Annotated in this window: 15 protein-coding genes; 8 read left to right on the top strand and 7 right to left on the bottom strand. The window is 41.6% G+C overall.

The features are described 5' to 3' along the window. Window positions 1-105: 105 nt before the first annotated feature. Window positions 106-2,502, bottom strand: coding sequence for a prolyl oligopeptidase family serine peptidase (locus tag RT138_RS15980; RefSeq protein WP_313191467.1), 2,397 nt, complete (start codon window positions 2,500-2,502; stop codon window positions 106-108). Between the two features lie 470 nt (window positions 2,503-2,972). On the opposite strand from RT138_RS15980, the gene RT138_RS15975 reads away from it, so the two are divergent. The 4 genes from RT138_RS15975 to nrdF all read left to right on the top strand — a co-directional run bounded on the left by RT138_RS15975 (window position 2,973) and on the right by nrdF (window position 6,789). Next, window positions 2,973-3,206 carry a glutaredoxin family protein gene (locus tag RT138_RS15975; RefSeq protein ID WP_313191466.1) on the top strand — a complete coding sequence of 78 codons (234 nt, stop codon included), beginning with the start codon at window positions 2,973-2,975 and terminating at the stop codon, window positions 3,204-3,206. A gap of 21 nt (window positions 3,207-3,227) precedes the next feature. After that, complete coding sequence (gene nrdI / locus RT138_RS15970) at window positions 3,228-3,635, top strand: class Ib ribonucleoside-diphosphate reductase assembly flavoprotein NrdI (RefSeq protein WP_313191465.1); 408 nt, start codon at window positions 3,228-3,230, stop codon at window positions 3,633-3,635. Beyond that, window positions 3,595-5,700 carry a class 1b ribonucleoside-diphosphate reductase subunit alpha gene (gene nrdE / locus RT138_RS15965; protein ID WP_313191464.1) on the top strand — a complete coding sequence of 702 codons (2,106 nt, stop codon included), beginning with the start codon at window positions 3,595-3,597 and terminating at the stop codon, window positions 5,698-5,700. Before nrdI ends, nrdE begins: the two co-directional genes overlap by 41 nt. 102 nt (window positions 5,701-5,802) lie before the next feature. Beyond that, a complete protein-coding gene (nrdF, locus tag RT138_RS15960; RefSeq protein ID WP_185213387.1) occupies window positions 5,803-6,789 on the top strand; it encodes a class 1b ribonucleoside-diphosphate reductase subunit beta in 987 nt (328 codons plus the stop codon). 259 nt (window positions 6,790-7,048) lie between these two features. Here nrdF and RT138_RS15955 read toward each other — a convergent pair whose 3' ends face one another. From RT138_RS15955 to RT138_RS15930, 6 genes are all read right to left on the bottom strand, one after another. Further along, a complete protein-coding gene (locus tag RT138_RS15955; RefSeq protein WP_313191463.1) occupies window positions 7,049-8,683 on the bottom strand; it encodes a RagB/SusD family nutrient uptake outer membrane protein in 1,635 nt (544 codons plus the stop codon). An 11-nt stretch (window positions 8,684-8,694) separates the two neighbouring features. Continuing rightward, the gene (locus RT138_RS15950; RefSeq protein WP_313191462.1) at window positions 8,695-11,718 is read right to left on the bottom strand and encodes a TonB-dependent receptor; all 3,024 of its coding nucleotides are present in this window, start codon (window positions 11,716-11,718) and stop codon (window positions 8,695-8,697) included. Between the two features lie 262 nt (window positions 11,719-11,980). Then, on the bottom strand, window positions 11,981-13,159 hold the full coding sequence (locus RT138_RS15945; RefSeq protein ID WP_313191461.1) for a glycoside hydrolase family 76 protein: 1,179 nt from the start codon (window positions 13,157-13,159) through the stop codon (window positions 11,981-11,983). Window positions 13,160-13,296: 137 nt separating this feature from the next. Then, window positions 13,297-15,012, bottom strand: coding sequence for a GMC family oxidoreductase (locus RT138_RS15940; protein ID WP_313191460.1), 1,716 nt, complete (start codon window positions 15,010-15,012; stop codon window positions 13,297-13,299). A 3-nt stretch (window positions 15,013-15,015) separates the two neighbouring features. Beyond that, window positions 15,016-15,495, bottom strand: a complete 480-nt coding sequence (locus RT138_RS15935; protein WP_313191459.1) for a gluconate 2-dehydrogenase subunit 3 family protein — start codon at window positions 15,493-15,495, stop codon at window positions 15,016-15,018. A gap of 51 nt (window positions 15,496-15,546) precedes the next feature. Further along, a complete protein-coding gene (locus RT138_RS15930) occupies window positions 15,547-16,206 on the bottom strand; it encodes an HAD family phosphatase (protein WP_313191458.1) in 660 nt (219 codons plus the stop codon). Window positions 16,207-16,569: 363 nt separating this feature from the next. On the opposite strand from RT138_RS15930, the gene RT138_RS15925 reads away from it, so the two are divergent. Genes RT138_RS15925 through RT138_RS15910 form a run of 4 tightly spaced genes read left to right on the top strand, consistent with a single transcriptional unit; the run spans window position 16,570 to window position 20,879 of the window. Next, a complete protein-coding gene (locus RT138_RS15925; RefSeq protein ID WP_313191457.1) occupies window positions 16,570-17,181 on the top strand; it encodes a fumarylacetoacetate hydrolase family protein in 612 nt (203 codons plus the stop codon). Between the two features lies 1 nt (window position 17,182). Further along, window positions 17,183-18,904, top strand: a complete 1,722-nt coding sequence (locus tag RT138_RS15920) for a M23 family metallopeptidase (RefSeq protein WP_313191456.1) — start codon at window positions 17,183-17,185, stop codon at window positions 18,902-18,904. Window positions 18,905-18,915: 11 nt separating this feature from the next. After that, window positions 18,916-19,380: a thioredoxin-dependent thiol peroxidase gene (gene bcp, locus RT138_RS15915; RefSeq protein WP_313191455.1), complete on the top strand. Its 465-nt coding sequence runs from the start codon at window positions 18,916-18,918 to the stop codon at window positions 19,378-19,380. Window positions 19,381-19,409: 29 nt separating this feature from the next. Then, entirely contained in the window at window positions 19,410-20,879 is a 1,470-nt protein-coding gene (locus RT138_RS15910; protein ID WP_185213377.1) for a glycine--tRNA ligase, read from the top strand. The last annotated feature ends 27 nt before the right edge of the window (window positions 20,880-20,906 follow it).

Genomic DNA, 20,906 nt, shown 5'->3' with positions numbered 1-20,906 from the left:
CAAACCAATGGGAACTTCCTTTTGTTAATAAACCCTTGGTCACATAATAATCTGATCAGCCCTAGCAAGTCTTTTGTCTATTGTCTTATGTCTTAAGTCGATGGCCTACTGTCTATTCTTCACATACTTCTCCAAGAACTGGTCTTGTTCCCACAATAAATGGAAGATATTTTCTTTTGCCGCATAGCCATGAGACTCTCTTGGCAACAATACCATTCTAACTGGGGCGCCCAAGTTTTTCAAGGCTTGGAAATAACGCTCAGTCTGTAGGGTAAAAGTACCAGGGTTATTATCTGCAGCACCATGCACCAATAACATCGGCGTTTTCATTTTATCCGCGCTAAAGAAAGGCGACATGGTGATATATAAGTTTGGATCATCCCAAAGGTTCCTTTGCTCGCTTTGGAAACCAAAAGGAGTCAAGGTACGGTTGTAAGCACCGGAACGCGCAATACCTGCCGCAAACAGCTTAGAATTGCTCAACAAGTGTGCAGTCATGAAGGCACCATACGAGTGACCTCCAACAGCTACCTTATTTCTGTCCACATAGCCCAATTTATCCACCGCATCGATTGCTGCTTCGGCATTGCCAACCAACTGCTCGATGAAATTATCGTTTGGTTCTTGCGTACCTTCACCCACGATAGGGAAAGCCGCATTATCCAATACCGCATAGCCTTTAGCTACCCAATAAATAAAGGAGCCATAACTTGGGAAAGTAAATTCCTTAGGATTGTTGGTGCTCTGACCCGCGGTACTCTTATCCTTATATTCACGAGGGTAAGCCCAAATCAATAAAGGCAATTTCTCTTTCTTGTCATAACCTGCTGGCAGGTATAGCGTACCTGATAGATCGACTCCATCCTTACGCTTGTAGTTCAACACCTCCTTATGCACATTCGCCAAGGACTGGAATGGATTGGCTATTTCAGTTACAGCCTTTTCTTTGCCGGTCTTGATATTTTTGGAATAGTAGTTAGGGAAATCAGTAGGTGATTGCAGAGAAACCAAAATATCTCCTTTGTCCATATCGATTACCGAATAGATACGCTCCTGCATCTTCGACTCTTTCGCCGTGTAAATACGCTTCTTCTTCAATGTCTTGAAGTCATATTCATCGATAAATGGATATTCCCCTTCTTTGGTATAGCCATTACCTATCCAATAAGACTTTCCATTTTTGATATACATGCTATAGGCACCGAAATCATTTTTATCACGGTATGGCGTACCAGGATTTGAATAGATATCCTGAACATTCAGGTCATAGATCACCTGATTTTTACCGGTACTTGGATCCAGCAAGTAGGTCTTTCCATTTCTGGTATCATACCATTGGCTATAAACCAAGGCATAGTCATCATTGCCCCATAGAGTTCCTGCATAGCGGTCTTTGATCTTGATCAATGATTTTGGTTCAGCGTTGAAAGGTGCATCCCAAACAAAGAGCTCATCTCTAAATTCTGCCGGCTTATTGGCATCTCCCCCATCCAATGCCTGTACAAAGGCTAGGGTCGCTGGCTTATCCGTTCTCCATGACAAGGAACGTTTGCCAGGTCGTGTGGAAGAGAATCCCTTCGGCATGATTTCCATCAATGGCGTCTCGTTCACCTTCTTTACCAAGTTCCCCTTTAGGTCATACACATTCGTTTCCATCGGGAAGCTTCCATAAGAAACAACGTAGGAGAAAGGCTTTTTCAGCGTAGTCACCAAAACATATTGACCATCAGGAGATACTGATGAATTCATGTGCAGGTCAGCATTTTTAAAAGGCTCTTCCTTGCCGTCCAGAGCTAACCAAACCAATTTAGACTTCACCAGGTTCTCGAATTGCTGCTCATCTTGCGGGTTTTTCAACAGATCCTGATAGGTACGCAATTGCGAAACCTGTCCTGTCGAACTCGATACCACCGGTCCCGTTGGCAACTCATCTGGATTCCTAACCTTATCTTTTGCGGATCCATCGATCAAACTCAACAGCAAGCGATCTGAAGTCTTGTACCACACATAAGGGTCGTGCATAACAGCATTGAGGTTATACTCCGTTAGTTTTTTCAGTTCTCTCTTTTCGATGTCAAAAACAAAGAGAGCCACTCCATTTTCCTGTGTGTTGGTAAAAGCCAATTTCTTCGAATCTGGTGAAAAGCTCACGTTCGATACCTTTGCCATCTCTGGCAATTGGATTTCGATTACCTCTTTGGATCCAGCTGGACTTAAGCTGAGGGCGTCAAAATAGGTCTCGGTACTCGAGATGTGCGCCTTTGCATTGATCCGTAGGCCAGCAAGTTTCGTTTCTTCCACGCCCAGTTCAGAAAGCGTTTTGTAAGTTGGGCGGTACATAGACAGTACCCAATTCTTGTCGCTGCTCATCTGGATGGTCGGCGGACGCTTGAAATCTGCTAATTGAAGGATTTCTGTGGATGGTTTTTGAAAGGTTACATTCTCTTGAGCAGACACACTCGAAAACAACAAGAGAAATGGTACTAAAAATTTACATTTCATAATTATGGTTTCATAAACATTTAATAAATTCATTAATAGTCACCCTTGGTTCGGGTCGTACTTCCTAACAATTGTTAATAAAGTAGCACATTAGATTTACACAAATCTAACAATATATTATTTTATAATTTACTTTTAAAAATATATAACGATTTTGGTTAATATTAGCAAAAATCGCAAGGTAATTTGACAATAAAAAGAGGAACGATTTCCGCTCTAAAATTATCCCCCATAAGTTATCAACATAGTTATAAAGCTGTAAAACAGACCTTTAACAATAAGTGAATGTTACCAAGCATGTTTTAACCTGATTTTGGAAATCAATGTGGAAAAGTATCGTTACCGCTCCGAGGAAAAATAAGGGATATTTGTTCTACTTAAGAAAATGACCTTCTTAAGTCACAACGTTTTTTTTATTTATCAAAGGACCAAAGCTTATTCAGCTAAAATTCTTTTAAACTTAATATATCATGGCAAGAATCATTAAATTCGAAAAAAATGACTGTGCACCATGCGCACAAGTATCGGCATACCTAGACAGTAAGGGTATTGCCTATGAAACCATTAATCCTTTCGACGAACCTGAATTAGCCGTTAAGTTTAAAGTTCGTACCGTACCGACTGTGATCGTACTGGAGAACGATGAAATCAAAAACCGAATCATTGGATTCAATCCAACTGAACTCGATCAAATCGCATTGTAATAATCATAAACCGGAGGAATTATGATTTATTTATACTATGATTCTCGAACAGGTAATGTGGAACGCTTTATCAATAAAGTGGTTCAGATTACCGGCTGGACAGCCATCCGCATCCAAGAAGACTTGGAAGTTAAGGAAGCTGGCCATCTGATCACTTATACCACCAACTTTGGTAAAGTGCCAGACAAAACCGATGCATTCATGAAAGAAAAAAGTCACCTCATCAGTTCCGTTACTTCAAGTGGTAACCGCAACTGGGGAAGAAACTTTGCCGTGGCTGCAGACAAAATCTCTGAAATATTCGACATCCCTACGGCGATGAAATTCGAACTTTCAGGCACAATGGAAGATATTAATCAATTTATTGACATCATAAAAAATCAGTACTATGATAGCAAACGAGGTAGCGAAAAACTGGATATTGCTTAACAACGAAATCATGATCAAACATGATGACGAGTTCAGCTTGCATAAAGACAAGGAGGCTGTGCGCGCCTATTTCCTGGAATATGTGAACAAGAACACTGTGTTCTTTTATACATTGAAGGAAAAAATCGACTATTTGGTCGAAAACGATTATTACATCGATTTCTACCAATGGTTTACGTTTGAGCAAATGGAAGAGGTGTACAATTATGTATTCGCCAAAAAATTCCGTTTCCAATCCTTTATGGCTGCATTCAAGTTCTTCCAAAGTTACGCCCTACGCGATGACTCTGGCGAGAAGTTCTTGGAACGCTATGAAGACCGCGTCGTAGCTGTATCCCTATTCTTGGCTAGAGAAGAAGGCGTGCAGAAAGCTATCGAGTATGCCGAAATCATGATCAATCAAGAATATCAGCCCGCTACCCCGACTTTCTTGAACGCCGGTAAAAAACGCTCCGGTGAACTGGTGTCATGTTTCTTGGACGAAATCGGCGATAACCTGAATGGTATCGGTTATGCTGTTGATTCGGCCATGAAGCTATCTTCTATCGGTGGGGGGGTTTCTTTCAATATCTCCAAGATCCGTGCCCGAGGCGAAGCCATCAAAGGTGTGGAAGGCCGTGCAGGAGGTGTACTGCCGATCATGAAAATCATGGAAGATACCTTCTCCTATGCTAACCAACTTGGCCAACGCCCAGGTGCTGGTGCTGTATACTTGAACATCTTCCACTCGGATATCGAAGAATTCTTGGATTGTAAAAAAATCAACGTAGACGAGAAAGTGCGTATCAAGTCTCTTTCCATCGGTATTATCGTTCCTGATAAATTCATGGAATTAGCAGAAAAGGATGAGCCTTGCTACCTGATCTACCCGCATACCGTGATGCAAGAGTACGGTCAGTACCTTGATGAAATTGACATGGATGCGATGTACGATGAGTTGATCACCAACCCTAACGTTAAAAAGAAAAAAATCAATGCCCGTCACCTATTGGTGAAAATCGCTCAGACACAAAAAGAGTCGGGATACCCATACATCTTCTTCAAGGAGAACACCAACCGTGCACACGCATTGAACGGAATCGGTAAAGTGAAATTCTCTAACCTGTGTACCGAGATCATGCAAGTATCAGAAGTATCTGATATCAACATCTACGGAAAAGAAGACACCATCCGTTACGGTATTTCCTGTAACCTAGGTTCCTTGAACATTGCAACGGTAATGGACAACAAACGCATCAAAGAAACTGTTAAAACCGCTATGCGTGCCTTAACCGTGGTATCTGATGTCACCAATATCGAAATGGTTCCTTCCATTGCTAAAGCAAACCGCGAACTTCACTCTGTAGGTTTAGGAGCAATGAACCTACATGGCTACCTAGCGAAAAGCTTTATCATGTATGAATCTACCGAAGCATTGGATTTCGCCAATATCTTCTTCATGGCCATGAACTACTATTCTATCGAGGCTTCCATGGAGATTGCAAAAGAACGCCAACAGACTTTCGTGGGATTCGAAAAATCAGCATACGCTGATGGTACTTATTTCGATAAATACCTTTCGCATGAATACATACCTAAAACGGAAAAAGTAAAAGAATTGTTCGAGGGCATCCACATCCCAACATTGGAAGATTGGGCGAACCTAAAAGCTCAAGTGGCTGAACATGGTGTTTACCATGCATACCGCTTAGCGATCGCTCCTAACCAGTCAACTTCATACATCATGAATGCAACTGCTTCTGTCATGCCGATCGTGGACATCATCGAAGTAAGAGAGTACGGTGATAGTACAACTTATTACCCAATGCCTTACTTGACCAATGACAACTACTTCTATTTCAAATCAGCTTACGATATGGACCAGATGAAAGTGTTGAAGTTGATCTCGGTTATCCAACGTCATATTGACCAAGGGGTTTCCACCATCCTTCACACCAATTCAAAGGACTCCACACGTGATCTAGCGAAATATTACATTTACGCCCATAAGTTAGGACTGAAATCATTGTACTACACCCGTACGCGTAAATCTACCATCGAGGAATGTATCTCTTGTTCAGCATAAGACATCCTCGTTAGAACCCAAGACATAAATCACTGAGAAGCTGAACTGGAAATTGAAAAATATCCAGTTCAGCTTCTTCAACTAAAAGATATAAGAAAAGCAATGAGCAAACAATTTACAGCGGTAAACTGGAATACACCGGACAACGATTACGCCTTGATGTTCTGGGAACAGAATATCAGACAATTCTGGATCGATACAGAATACATCCCTTCCAAGGATATAGACAGCTGGAAAGGCCTAAGCTGGGATATGAAAGAATGTTATAAGAAAGCCCTTGGCGGTCTTACATTATTGGATACCCTACAAAGCCATACCGGTATGCCTAAGATCATTGACCACATTGACTCATTGCAGAACAAAGCTGTCCTATCTTATATGTGTATGATGGAAGCGATCCACGCCAAATCATATTCAACCATCTTTACAACGGTTTCCACAACCAATGAAATCAATGACGTATTCGGATGGGTTTCCCAAAACAAATTCTTACAGTACAAAGCTTCTACGATCGACAAGTACTACCGTGCCATCGACAAAGAAAATGTATCTGATGAAGAACTGTTCATGGCTCTAGGCGCTTCTGTCCTTTTGGAATCCTTCCTGTTCTACTCTGGTTTCTTCTTGCCTTTATGGTTATGTGGTCAGGGACAGATGGTAGCTTCTGCCGATATCATCAAAAAGATCATCGCAGATGAATCTATCCACGGTGTATTCGTAGGCCTTATTGGTCAAGAGGTGTTTGCAAGACTGCAGAACAAAGCTGAAGTTAAACAACGCTTCCTAGACTTGTTAAACGAGCTGTACGAGAACGAAATCAAATACACAGAAGAATTGTACACCGTAGTGGGATTAACCGCTGAGGTAAAGGAATACGTACGTTACAACGGAAACAAAGCCCTAATGAACTTAGGTTTCGAACCTATCTTCGAGGTAAAACAAGTAAACCCAATCGTATTGAACGGTCTGAACACAGAAACCACTCAACACGATTTCTTCTCCAAAAAATCTACTAACTACGAAAAAGCAACGGAAATCGTCCACCTAAAAAATGAAGATTTCCTATTAGATGCTACAGTAGAGATTTAATATTCTTTGTTATAAAAAAAACTCCCCTCAAGTAAAATTGAGGGGAGTTTTTTTTATAGATGTGAGTATTAAGATATGAGATTTGAGATATCAACCTTGAACCATTTCTAAAGATATGAGGGTTGAGATATGAGAATGGGGATATCAACCTCAAAATATTTGATTATAGCTATAAGGTATTAATAGCCACGATTTTTCCCTTTCCAATTTCTCATATCTCATATCTCACATCTCATATCTGTCTCAACAAAGGTATCTCTTAATAACCTGGGTTTTGTTTCAGGTTAGGGTTGATGGCCATATGTTGTTGTGGAATTGGGAACAATTCCTTGTTGACATCGTTGGTTGCTTTATGATCCCACCATGTTCCGGTTGTGTATTTTCCGAAACGGATAAGATCAGTTCTGCGTTTTCCTTCGAAGATAAACTCACGGCCACGTTCAGCCAAAAGTTCATCTAGGGTCAAGGTAGCTGTAGTATATTGGTTGGCTGCCCAGTCTGCTGCTGCGAATGAGCGCTTCTTAGACTCATTGATTAAGTTTACAGCTTCTTGGTTTGCCGTTCCTCCATTCTTGCGCATGATGGCTTCAGCCTTATTAAAGTAAACCTCGCTCAGACGGTAGATCAAGTAATCATTCTCTTGGTAGTTATCATCCGATAAACGACCTGATTTATACTTGTTAAACCTTGCTCCTGAGTTTTCTTCTCCTTCTGCCATCGATCCTTGTGAGGTTTTATCGCCTTCACTTTCACGACGGATGGAATTAACAAATACTAAATCTTGCCCTGAATACTCTTCTGTACCTTGAACTGGAGTCTTGGTGCCGTATTTATATTGAGGACCGAACAAGAACCAATCTTTCTTTCTCAAGTCTTTGGCGTTGTAGGCGTCAAACGCAGTAGGAATAACCACGAATGCATTCCAACCTCCGTAACCTACGTTCAAGGCCTCTTTCATATAATCATATCCGAAATAGAATCCGCCCCAATCAAAAGCCCATCCACCTTTACGGCTGAACTGGAATTGGAAAAGGGCTTCTGGATTTGCAGAGTTGGTATTGCTGAAAGCAGCATTGATGTCGGTAGAAAGTTTCGGCGTTCCACCGATTCCACCACCAGCACCTGAAATGACTTTATCCGATGCAGCAATCGCTTGATCCCACATAGCGGTGCCCGACCATTTCTGTGCATTCAGATAAAGCTCCGAAAGCATGGCATATCCTGCCGCTCTGTTCACCTTACCCACTGATTCTGCAGTCAGATCTGGCAACTTCGGAACCTCAGCCTCCAATTCGGTCTTGATAAAATCAAAAACCTCTTTTCTGGTCTTGGTTTCTGGGTTCAATGGCTTGTCAGCTACTTCTACTGCAATCGGCACATTTCCCCACATATCCATGATGCGCATGTAATGGTATGCTCTTAATACCTTCAATTGCGCAATAGCGACATTGATCTCTTCTTGGGTCATATTGATGCTTGCGAAATCCAGTTTCTCAATATCACCGATGGCATTATTGATAAAACCAACACCAGTCCACATCAAATCCCAAGCATTCTTCAGTCTATTTTCATTTACTGTCCAGGTATGGTAATGCATACGGAAGTGGTCTCCCCCATCATAACCGTGGCGACCTTTTTGTGGCCAAGCCACTTGATCAGCAGCCAATTCGGAATGATAGTAAAATCCAGAACCTCCTGTAGGGGCCAACCAAGCCTGCATGTGCGTGAATGGTCTTAATACGGCCTGCTCTACCTCCAATTTATTCTTATAGAAACTTTCCTGTTCTAATTTGCTATATAGATTCTCATCTAAATTGGTACAAGCGGAAAGTCCAGCTGTCGCCATTACCGCAACGGCTGCAAATCGTATCGTACGTTTATTTAATAATCTCATAATTTACTTCTTTAAAAACCAATATTTAATCCCAATGACCATGATTGTGTTCTAGGGTAGAATCCTCTAGAATCGATACCTCCATCAAATCCAGTATCTTGCAATTCTGGATCAATTCCAGAATAAGAAGTAATGGTTGCAAGATTTCTTGCGGTCATATACACATATAAATTCCTCAAATAGTCATTCTTAAGGTTGAAAGTATATCCAAGGGTAATATTGTCGATCTTAACAAATGAACCGTTCTCCAAATAGTAGTCTGAGTACTGCGGGTCATCCTTCAAGGCAGCATGTTTGCCAAATGCAGACTCCAATACGTTGTTCGGCAACCATTTTTGGTTTCCAAAATACATATCTGCAGTGTTCAAGATATCATATTTGAATTTACCTCTTAAGAATACGGTCAGGTCAAATCCTTTATAACTGAATCGGTTACCTAGGGAAGCCTGGAATTTAGGAATACCGTTTCCGATATAGGACAGGTCATCGTTGTTGATTTCGCCAGCATGTGCTGTAGAACCATCAGCTTTGTAGAATAACCATTTTCCTTCATCGTCAAATCCAGCAAATCTCTTGCCGTAGAATGATCCTACCTCGCCACCTTCTTCCAGACGGATAGCATTACCCAAGTTTCCTGGCGAAGGCAATCCTCCGAACTCTAACCAGTTACTCTTGAAGATATCACTGGATAGTTTGGTCAACTTGTTCTTTTGGTAGTTACCGGCAAAATCAACTTGCCATGTAAAGTTATCATTGGCGATCGGCGTACCGGTCAATTGGATCTCGATACCTTTGTTCACTACTTCACCTACGTTGTACCAGATCGATGGCTGTACGTAAGCAGGCAACTGCGCATTGTATTCATACAATAAATCGGTGGTCTTTCTGTGGTACACATCGATAGCACCCGTCAATCGGTTATTGAACATACCAAAGTCAACCCCGATATTGGTTTCTGCTTTTTGCTCCCATTTCAAGTCTGGATTCGGGTTTGTGGAGATACCGTAAGTTTGGTAATAGATTCCGTTCTGCGGATATACACCACCAGTACCTAAGGTAACTAACGATAGGTAATTAGGGATACCTTGGTTACCCGTAACACCATAACCAGCACGTAATTTCAAGTCATTAACCACTTCTTTGTTGGTAAAGAAGTCTTCGTTTGAAATGTTCCAACCTGCTGAAACTGCTGGGAAATTTCCCCATTTGTTGTTGGCACCAAATCTTGAAGATCCTTCACGACGCAAAATTGCAGTAACAAAGTACTTGTCTGCATAATTATAGTTTACACGACCAAAGAATGCGATCAGGGTGTTGTCTTCTTTAAATGAATTCAATCCTGGTCTAGGTAATTTATCATTGGTAATGGCAGTACCGGAGTTAAAGTCCCAATCTAGGAATCCGTCGGTGGTAAAACCATTATTGTTCATGTCAAACCACTCCAAAGTTGAATATTGATAACTATAGCCTAATAATCCCGTAACGGTATGTTTCTCGTTGAAGGTTTTGTTATAGTCAATCGTACTTTCAAAGGTTTTTGTCCAGTTCAGTTCATTGCGTTTATACGCATATCCCATTCCTTGGTAGTTTGAGTCTTCCCTTTGGTCCCAATCTAATTTAGAACGGAATTCACGACCGTTCCAGTTGTCTCTTACATAAGATCCGAATGCCGAAACGCTCAATTCGTCCAAGATCTTGAACTTCAAACGGGCATCACCAGAGAATGTCTGTTGGTTACGCTCATTTAACCTATAAGCCAATCGGCTCATCGGGTTATAGTTATTGTATTCCTGGGTTTGGTAGAAAGTTCCATCGGCATTCACCAATGGAGCTGTCGGGTTACGTTGAATGGCTTGTTCAAAATCCCCAGTCTGTCCACCCAATAGATTAGCTTTATTAAAGTTGGCAGCAATGTTAGCTGACAAGGTCAAACGATCCTTCAATCCTGTCTGGCTGAAGTTGATACGTCCACCAAATTGCTCTTTACCATTTTCCTTCGCCACACCTTTTGCCTGTTCATAGTTGAAGGAAGCACGGTATGTTGAGTTTTCTCCACCACCGCTGGCGATGAAGTTATGGAAATGCGAAAAGTTATCCTTATTGATCAATTCATCATATAGGTCAGTTGTAGCACCCAAATCATATTTTGGTCTATCCAATCCTACGACTACTTTATCTCTAAACTGAGCAGCATCCAACATGGTTGGTCTGCGGTTTACGATTTCAGTCTGTCCATAGGTCAGGTATTCAAACTGAGGTGTTCCGGCTTTCCCTTTTTTCGTGGTAACCAAGATTACACCACCGTTACCGCGGGTACCATAGATTGCTGCAGCAGAACCATCCTTCAAAACGTCGATGGACTCGATGTCCCCTTGTTTGATCAGGTCCAGGTTACCTCCAGGGATACCATCGATAACCACCAATGGGCTATTGGATCCTTTTAGGGATGCCATACCACGTAACTGAATATTGGTTCCCGAGTTGGGGTTACTTCCTTGGGTCCTGGTCACGTTCAGACCTGCAACTTTACCTTGGACCAATTCCATCGGGTTTCTCATTCCCCCTCTGTTAAAGTCCTTTTCCTTTACGGAAGCCACTGCGGAAGTAATCTCCTTACGTTTCTGCGTACCGTAACCAACTACGACTACTTCATCCAATGATTCTTCATCTGGGCTCAGGTTTACATTGGCTGTTGCAGAGGTCACTGGAAATTCTTGGGATTTAAATCCAATGTAACTTACCTGGAGAACATCTCCGTTTTCAGCTGCGATGCTAAAATTACCGGCATCATCGGTTTGGGCCGCTGCTTCTTTTCCCTTCACGCGGACGGTCACTCCTGAAAGTGTTTCCCCCGTGCTTGCATTCTTCACCGTCCCCGTCACTGTCTGTTGAAATTCAACCTTCTCCATCCTTGTCGCTTCAGAATACGGTACCGATGCAGCATAACCATAACTGCAAGCCATCAGCGCAAAGCACAAAATGCTCCCTCTGACAAAGCCTTTCCGATACATTTTTGAACTGTAAATGTTTGGCATGTTAATTAACGTTAATGAATAAATAATTTTTAAAGGTCTATAAAACTGATACTTAATCCTAAAACGATTTAGTTTAATTGGGACACCAATGTGATTCTGAATGACCCAATAAAAGTAACGTGATAATTAGTTAAATATTATCCTCTGTTTTATTGATATTCGGGGAAATTAGAAAATTTATGTTAAAAACCTAAAATTAACCGCACAAAATTTGGTAACACTTGTGTTATATTCTGCTAAAAAAGTTCAGAAATTTTAGTGCCTAAATGGAGGCAATTCGAGCGTACATTTCCACCATGGCCAGCTGGTCCAACAACCATTTTTTGGAGCTCTTTTTTTCACCCGTCCAGTCCTTGTTGAACAAGCCGTGCTCATCCCTTAGATCCGTCCAAGCATAACGTAGATTATCCTTGAAACTATTGATATACAGTGGATTTTTATCGGCATGGTATAACTCCACAAAACCCCTTAACATCACAGCGATAAACCAGGAATCAGAGTTCTTGAAAAGCTTAATTTTTTTTCCAGAATTCAATGCTTTATCTTGGAAGAAATATTCATGCGCAGAAGCTGCAATTTCCTGGGCTTCTTTGAGGTATTTTTGGTCCTTTGTAATTTTATAAAATAAGGCAGCCGATTGTAACATTTGTCCGGAATTATAGGGGAATTTTGTTTTGTTTACTTTACCCGTCAAGGAAATGTTGTCAAAATAGAGATGATCGGCAGGATCTTCCAAATGCTCCTTTGTCCATTGGTACAATTTCTCTGCCTTCTCTAAATATGCTCGATTGTTGGTCGCCTCATACAGCTTTAACAGATAGACCACAGCCGGAGCATTCGAACAGGTATTCTTGGATTCTTTTTTCTGTTCGCACCAATAGATCCCGCCCCCTAGTTTATCATCCATCCCACTTTCCACAAAACGCCAGATCTCCTCCGATTTAGCTAGGAATTTCTTATCCTTGCTGTTCAGGTATAGATCGGCAAAGTCGATTCCCAACCAGACGTTATCATCATAGAATCGATCTGATAAGGGGGCATTTTTCACATAAGAGGCATAGCCATATGGTTCTCTTTTATCATAATAATGTTCCAATCCCGGCAGGACCTTGGTTTTGATCTCTTTAAGGATCTTTGGGTCTTTATGAAGCTCATAACGGGCCACTTGAGCAGAAAGGGAGCCTGAAAATGGCCATAGGTAGGAATAGGCATTTCCCTTTTTCCCTTCATCAGGCCCGGCCAGATAACTGGCTTTGTAGCTATCATCATATGGAAAATTCTCGCGAAGTAAATATTCCCCTTTAATACCATAATGCTTATAGATGGAGTCCAAGCTTATCGCTGCTTGCTCAGCAAAGGATGGTACTGCAGAGTTTGGCTGTGCAAGTACTTGGACAAGCTGCATTAAACAAATTACGGTTAGGATGAATGTTTTTTTCATGATCGCGTTCTTTTCTTCTTAAAGTTTATTTTGGGAAACCAGGTTTCCATAGGTTGATTGATGTCAGATGGCATCAGCGTGATTTACATTTCTTGGGGAACAATAGGATGGTATCCCCAAGATATGTCGGTATTTTCTTAAATATTGCCTTTTTTCAGCTCATTGACGGCATGGTCCACTGCCCGAGCAGAGAAAGCCATATAGGTCAATGAAGGGTTTTGCGTAGAGGTGGATGTCATACTAGCTCCATCCGTAACGAACACATTTGGACAGGCATGAACCTGATGCCAACTGTTCAAAACCGAGGTTTTGGGATCTTTACCCATGCGGGCTCCACCCATTTCATGGATATCCAAACCTGGAGCTTGTGAACTTTCATTTCTATGGATATTCTTGAACCCCGCGGCAATAAACATTTCCTCCATGGTGTCGAGATAATCCTTCTTCATCTTCGCATCGTTATCATCATAATCCACGGATATCTTGAGCAATGGCATTCCCCATTCATCTTTCTGCTTATCATCCAGTGCTACATAATTGCTTTCCTTAGGAATGGTTTCACCCATCATATGCGAACCCACGCCCCAAATTCCATATTTTGGAGTTAAGATCGACCCTTTCAGGTCTGCCCCCAATCCCGACTCGTCCGACCAAGAAGAACGGTATGCTCCAAATCCAGCCGCGTACCCTCTCAAGAATTCGGTCTCCTGTTTATGTAAATTTCTGAAACGCGGAATATAACCACCACCAGCAGGATTCCTGCCATCGGTCTTAAATTCCAGCATCCCTTCGTACTCCGCACCTATCCGTGCACTGTAATTATGGAAAGCCACATACTTTCCTAAGGTACCCGAATCATTGCCTAGGCCATTCTGGAACCTATTGGATTTAGAGTTCAACAGGATCAAGGTAGAATTTAGCGCCGCTGCATTCACGAAGATCACCTTAGCATAGAAATCTATTTCTTCCTTCGTTTCCTTATCGATGACCTTTACCCCTACCGCTTTTCCTTTAGTTTCATCGTATAAGATAGAGTGTACCACCGAATTCGGTCTCATGGTCAGGTTTCCTGTTTTCGCTGCCCAAGGCAGAGTGGACGCATTCGAGCTGAAGTATCCTCCAAATGGACAGCCACGTTGGCATAACGTACGGTTCTGACATTGTACCCTACCTTGATCCAAGTGGATCTGATTAGGTTTAGATAAATGGGCACATCGAGCTGAAATCACTTTTCTTCCCGGATATTTGCTCTCAACCTGTTGTTTGAAATATTTCTCAACCACATTCAAGGGGTAACCTGGCAGAAACTCACCATCCGGTAATTCCGGCAGACCGTCCTTATCACCGGCAATCCCCGCAAAACGTTCCACGTGGTCATACCAAGGTTTAATATCTTTATAACGGATAGGCCAATCTACGGCAAAGCCATCCCTTGCTGGACCTTCAAAATCAAAATCAGACCATCGCTGCGTCTGTCTGGCCCATAATAGGGATTTCCCCCCTACCTGATAGCCACGGATCCAGTCGAAAGGCTTTTCCTGAACATAAGGATGTTCCTTATCTTTCACGAAAAAATGGGCTGCATCCTCATGGAAGGCATAACAACGATTTACAATTGGGTTTTCCTGCTGTACGGCATAAGGCATTTCCCCTCTATGTTCAAATTCCCATGGATATAGATTGGTCGTCGGATAATCCTTTACATGCTGTACATCTCGGCCACGCTCCAGAACCAAGGTCTTGAGACCTTTTTCACAAAGTTCCTTGGCAGACCAGCCGCCGGAAATCCCAGAGCCGATGACGATGGCATCGTAACTACGATCTTTTTCTGAATCAATATTTAAGTTTGCCATGACCTATGCATCTATTTTTGCGGCTCCGTTGTATCTACCCGGAACCAATTCGTAAACTAATTTATTTTTCATCACGTATTCCGAGTTCTTATACCCTTGGATAGTCCTTCTTTTTAATATCTTGAAGAAAACATCATCTTCAGGAAGCGCCTTGAGATAAGCCTGCTGCTCTTCCAAGGTTTTACCTTTCAGTTTTGAGGCAGTTTTCAAGCCTTCGGTAAATTTATGCTGATCTTCGGGACTCGTGCAATCGTCCAGCATTTTCATCACGAAAAGATGGAGGTTTAGCTCTTTGGCACCAGGGCTATCGGTTTTGGGAATAATGGCTTCAACCAATTCAGCCAACAAGTGCTCATCATCAAGATTGAGCTTCACATTGTTTAACTGAATGGTAGGAGCTTTAGAACTAAAGTCGCAGGAAGTAGCAATCATGATACCACCTGCCACGATAAACATTTGTTTTAATGCGGTCCGTCTATCCATAAGATTCATAATCTAGAATCCTAAAATACGAATTATTGGATAGTTAGTTCTTTAATTTAGGGAAAGCAACGATTTTTTTACTTCTGCTAAATCGTTTAATAATTCGTCAGCATGTGTCAAACGAGATTTCTCAACCTCCTGTTTGGTCACCGCGATACAGTAAAGACCGGCGGTTTTAGCCGCTGTACAGCCCGTACTGGTATCTTCTACCACCACGATCTCCTCTTTAGGGATCGACAATTTATTGACTGCCAATAAATATGGTTCAGGGTTGGGTTTTGGATTCTCCACTTGTTCCCTTGTCACAAAGAATTCAAAGTACTTCAGTAAATTATGTTCTCCAAGCACGGTATCGACAGTCGTTTGATAACTGGAAGTTACCAGACCTATGGTCTTTCCGGCATCCTTTACAGCATCTAATAATTCCTTGGCATGGGGCATCAGGCGAATGTTCTTCATATTAGCCTTTGCATACCGTGAACGCGTCGCAAACCACATGTCTTCTTCATCAACTTGCAGCTTATATTCCTCGTTCAACATCTTTACGTTATGACTCAAGGTGTGCCCAGCAAAATTGGAAATCCATTCATCAAAATCAATCTTCAACCCATAATCATTCTCCAAAATTGGAGCCCAATTGCTGAAATAGAAATATTCCGAATCAATCAACGTCCCATCTAAATCAAAAAGTACTGCATTTATATTATTCATGCTGCAAATTTAACCATATTAATATTAAGCCCATGTTAAATAACTAACCCTTAACATAGGCCTTCATCTTTATTTAACAGGGTTCTATGAATAAGGTTCTGTGTTTTTTTAATGAAGGGAACTAGGAATCAGTTTACCCATATTCGAGACATATTGCGAAAATTCCGAATGTGTCTCGAATCAGGTCAAAAGTTCATGAGAAAACACTGGCTTAACAGAAATGTAAATTAGCATTCATGCCTTCCATTGAACTGTAAATTCATTGTTGTTAATGAAGGCTTGATTTGCGATAGCTAGAGGCTTTTATTAAGTTTGCTTAGCCCGCTTTAAAGATATGCGGAAGGTATAAAAACAAAATACTTTATGAAAATAATTGCAGTAGGCAGAAACTATATAGACCACGCCAAAGAATTAAACAATCCTGTCCCAGAAAAGCCAGTTATCTTTCTAAAACCTGATACTGCAGTTTTGAAAGACAATAAGGACTTCTACTACCCCGAATTCAGCAAAGATGTGCACTATGAAGTGGAACTGGTGCTACGGGTATGTAATGAGGGCAAACATGTTTCCAAAAAGTTCGCCCATAAATATTATGATGCGATAGGCTTGGGCATTGATTTTACGGCAAGGGATCTTCAATCAGAACTGAAGGCAAAGGGTTTACCTTGGGAGTTGGCAAAAGCATTTGACCATTCGGCTGTAGTCGGAGAATTGATTGCGAAAGAGCAGTTCAATAACCTAGAAAACCTGAACTTTTCACTTCAGAAAAACGGAGAAATGGTTCAGGAAGGCAATAGCAAGGACATGATTTTTGATTTCGATAGCTTGATCACTTTTGTTTCCCAATACATTACCTTAAGAAAAGGGGATTTGATCTATACGGGTACCCCTGCAGGGGTCGGACCGGTACAAATTGGGGATAAATTGGAAGGATTTTTGGAGGAGAAAAGCATGTTTACATGCCAAATAAAATAAGATGAAGAAAATAACGCTATCCTTATTCGTAGCACTCAGTCTGGCGGGAAGTCTATCCGCTCAAAATAAAGATATTATCAAATCACGGAATTATCCACAGGGCTATTTCCGGAATCCATTGAATATTGCACCAGATGCTTCTGGAACTTTTGGGGAACTCCGTTCGACCCACTTCCATGCGGGTGACGATTACCGTACCCAGCAAAGAATCGGACTGCCATTACATGCCGCTGCCGAAGGTTATGTTTCCCGTGTAAGGGTACAGATCGGTGGTGGTGGAAACTCGGTTTATATAGACCATCCCAATGGTTATACCACGGTTTATCTGCATATGGACAGCTTTAATGATGCCCTGACGAAAATCATCCGTGCCGAGCAGTACAAGCAGCAACGTTTTGATGTGGACATGGAATTAAAACCCGGTCAGGTCAAATTGAGCAAAGGGCAATTTATTGGGAATGCAGGGAATACGGGCGGTTCAGCAGGACCGCATCTCCATCTCGAGATCAGAGATACTAAGTCCCAGCATCCTTTGAACCCGCAGCTTTTTGGTCTGCATTTCACCGATAAGTTTGCCCCAACCATTAACGGCATTATGGTCTATGACCTTATTGATCCACTGTTTAACGAAAATACTGGCCGAAGGTATCAGCAATTAAAGGCACTGGGCTCAGGACGCTATGCGCTGGCTTCTGGAGCACCGATTTCAGTAAACGGCAAATTTGGACTTGGGATAAATACGATTGACAGGCATCGTGCTGGAGGTTTCCAAAACGGGGTGTATTCCATCGAACTGTTCCTTGATGGGAAAGCGGTCTCCACCGTGCTGTTCGAGGAACTCGATTTCAATACATCCAGTGCCATCCATTCTTACCTAGATTTTCCGCATTTTAAGAAAACGAAGGCTAAGGTTCAGAAGAGTTTTAAAGACCCAGGCAATCCTATACAGATCTTTAAGTTCCTGGACAAGGATGGTACGATTGAACTGAAAGATGATGCGGTTCATGATGTGAAATATGTAGTCAAGGACGTTCATGGCAATTGTAGCGAGCTGGATTTTAAAGTCAAGAACAATGCAAGCTATACTGCTAAGCGAAACCCTGCAAAAGGAGAACTGTTTACCTACAGCAAAGACAACAAATTTGAAGCAGACCAAGTGAAATTGGATATTCCGAAAGGAGCTCTATATACTGATTTGGATTTTGTGTATTCCACGAGTGCTCCAAGACCCAACAGTTATTCGGCGGTACATCATGTGCAGAACAACCTAACTCCTTTATTTTCTACATACAAGTTGAGTGTAAAACCAACCAGCCTTCCAAAACACCTGGAGAGCAAAGCCTTATTGGCATCTGTAGAAGGAGGTTCAGTAGGTGGGAAATTTGAAAATGGTTGGGTAACGGTTAACACCAAGATATTTGGCTCATTTTATGTGACGGTAGATACGATTGCACCGACCATTGTTCCACGCAATTTCAGTAATGGCAAGAACGTTAGTGCCCAATCAAAAATTGACTTCACCATTGCCGATAATTACTCGGGGATACAATCATTCAATGCATATATTGATGACAAATGGGTGCTTATGGAGTATGATTCCAAGAACAGGCATGTATGGCATCGACTTGACCCCTCTTTGAGCAAGGGACAACATAAATTCAAATTCGTAGTGAAGGACTGGAAGGATAACGAGAAGGTCTACGAAGCTACATTTACTAGATAGAAAGGACAATTATGGCAGAGTTGAAAGTTGGAGATAAAGCTCCACAGTTTACATCAAAGAACCAGAATGGGGAGGAGATTAAGCTATCGGATTTCAAAGAAAAAAAGGTAATCTTATATTTCTATCCCAAAGATAATACACCAGGTTGTACCACAGAGGCCTGTAATTTCAGGGATAACTACCAGAGTTTGGTGAAAGATGGTTTTGAGGTAATTGGCGTAAGTATTGATAGCGAGCAATCGCATCAGAAGTTCATTTCGAAATTCGAACTCCCATTTAATCTGCTGTCCGATGAGGACAAAAAGATCGTTGAAGATTATGGTGTTTGGGTGGAGAAGAACATGTACGGCAAGAAATACATGGGAACCGCCAGAACCACTTTTATCATTGACGAGAAAGGTATTATTCAGCATATTATCAAAAAAGTTGACAATAAAAATGCGAGTCAACAAATAAGAGATTTATTGGTACAATAAATCAAACGAATACATTATATTTGCCCCTTATGAGCAAGCAAACAGACGATTTTTTCAAGAATATCATTTCGCATGCGAAGGAATATGGATTTGTTTTTCCTTCGAGTGAGATCTATGACGGTCTAAGTGCCGTATATGATTATGGTCAATTGGGTTCTGAACTAAAGAACAACCTTAAGACTTATTGGTGGAAATCCATGGTTCAATTGAACGAGAACATTGTGGGCATTGATGCTGCAATTTTCATGCATCCAACGACCTGGAAAGCATCCGGACACGTAGATGGGTTCAATGACCCGATGATTGACAATAAGGATTCGAAAAAGCGTTACCGTGCAGATCAATTGATCGAAGATAAGATCGATCGTTATGAAAAGGACGGCAAGAATGAAAAAGCTGCCCAACTACAGAAAGATTTAGATGATGCGTTGAATGCGGACGACTTGGTTCGTTTGAAAACCATCATTGAAGAGCACAATATTGTTTGTCCTATCTCTGGAACGAAAAATTGGACGGATGTACGTCAGTTCAACTTAATGTTTGCCACGCAGATGGGTGCTATGGCTGATGGTGCGGAACAGGTTTATCTTCGCCCTGAAACAGCACAAGGTATTTTTGTGAACTTCCTGAATGTTCAAAAAACAGGTAGGATGAAAATTCCTTTTGGTATTGCCCAAATTGGTAAAGCATTCCGTAATGAGGTAATTGCCCGTCAATTCATCATGCGCATGCGTGAATTTGAACAGATGGAAATGCAATTCTTTGTACGCCCTGGCACAGATTCAGAATGGTATGCAAAGTGGAAAGAGAACCGTTTAAAATGGCATTTGGCACTCGGAGCTGATGAAACAAAATATCGCTACCATGATCACGTGAAATTAGCGCATTATGCTAAAGCGGCAGTAGATATTGAATACCAATTTCCTTTTGGGTTTAAAGAGGTAGAAGGTATCCACTCCAGGTCTGATTTCGACCTAAAACAACATCAAGAGTTTTCAGGTAAGAAGATGCAATATTTTGATCCTGAAATCAACCAAAGTTATATTCCATTCGTAATTGAGACCTCAATCGGTTTGGACCGTTTATTCCTGACAGTATTGGCAAATAGCCTGGTTCAGGAAGACCTTTCCACGGAAGACAAACAAGATTCACGTGTGGTATTGAAATTCCACCCTGCAATCGCTCCAGTTAAAGCAGCTATCCTTCCTTTGACCAAGAAAGATGGATTGCCAGAAAAGGCCAGGGAGATTATGTCTAAGTTGAAATTGGACTATAACATCCAGTATGACGAAAAAGATTCCATTGGAAAACGTTATCGCCGTCAGGATGCCATCGGTACACCATTCTGTATTACGGTTGATCACCAGACTTTGGAAGACAATATGGTTACGATCCGTCATCGCGACAGCATGCAACAAGAGCGTGTAAACATTGATGAACTAGAGAACATCATTGGCAACCTTGTGAGCATGAGCAACCTTTTGAAAAAATTGATCTAAGCATCAAAAGAAATAATAAAAATTAAA

The sequence above is a fragment of the Sphingobacterium sp. genome (genome assembly GCF_032065005.1).
Classification (GTDB): Bacteria; Bacteroidota; Bacteroidia; order Sphingobacteriales; family Sphingobacteriaceae; genus Sphingobacterium.
Note: the sequence above shows the minus strand (reverse complement) of the source record. Positions and strands in the feature narration are given on the sequence as shown.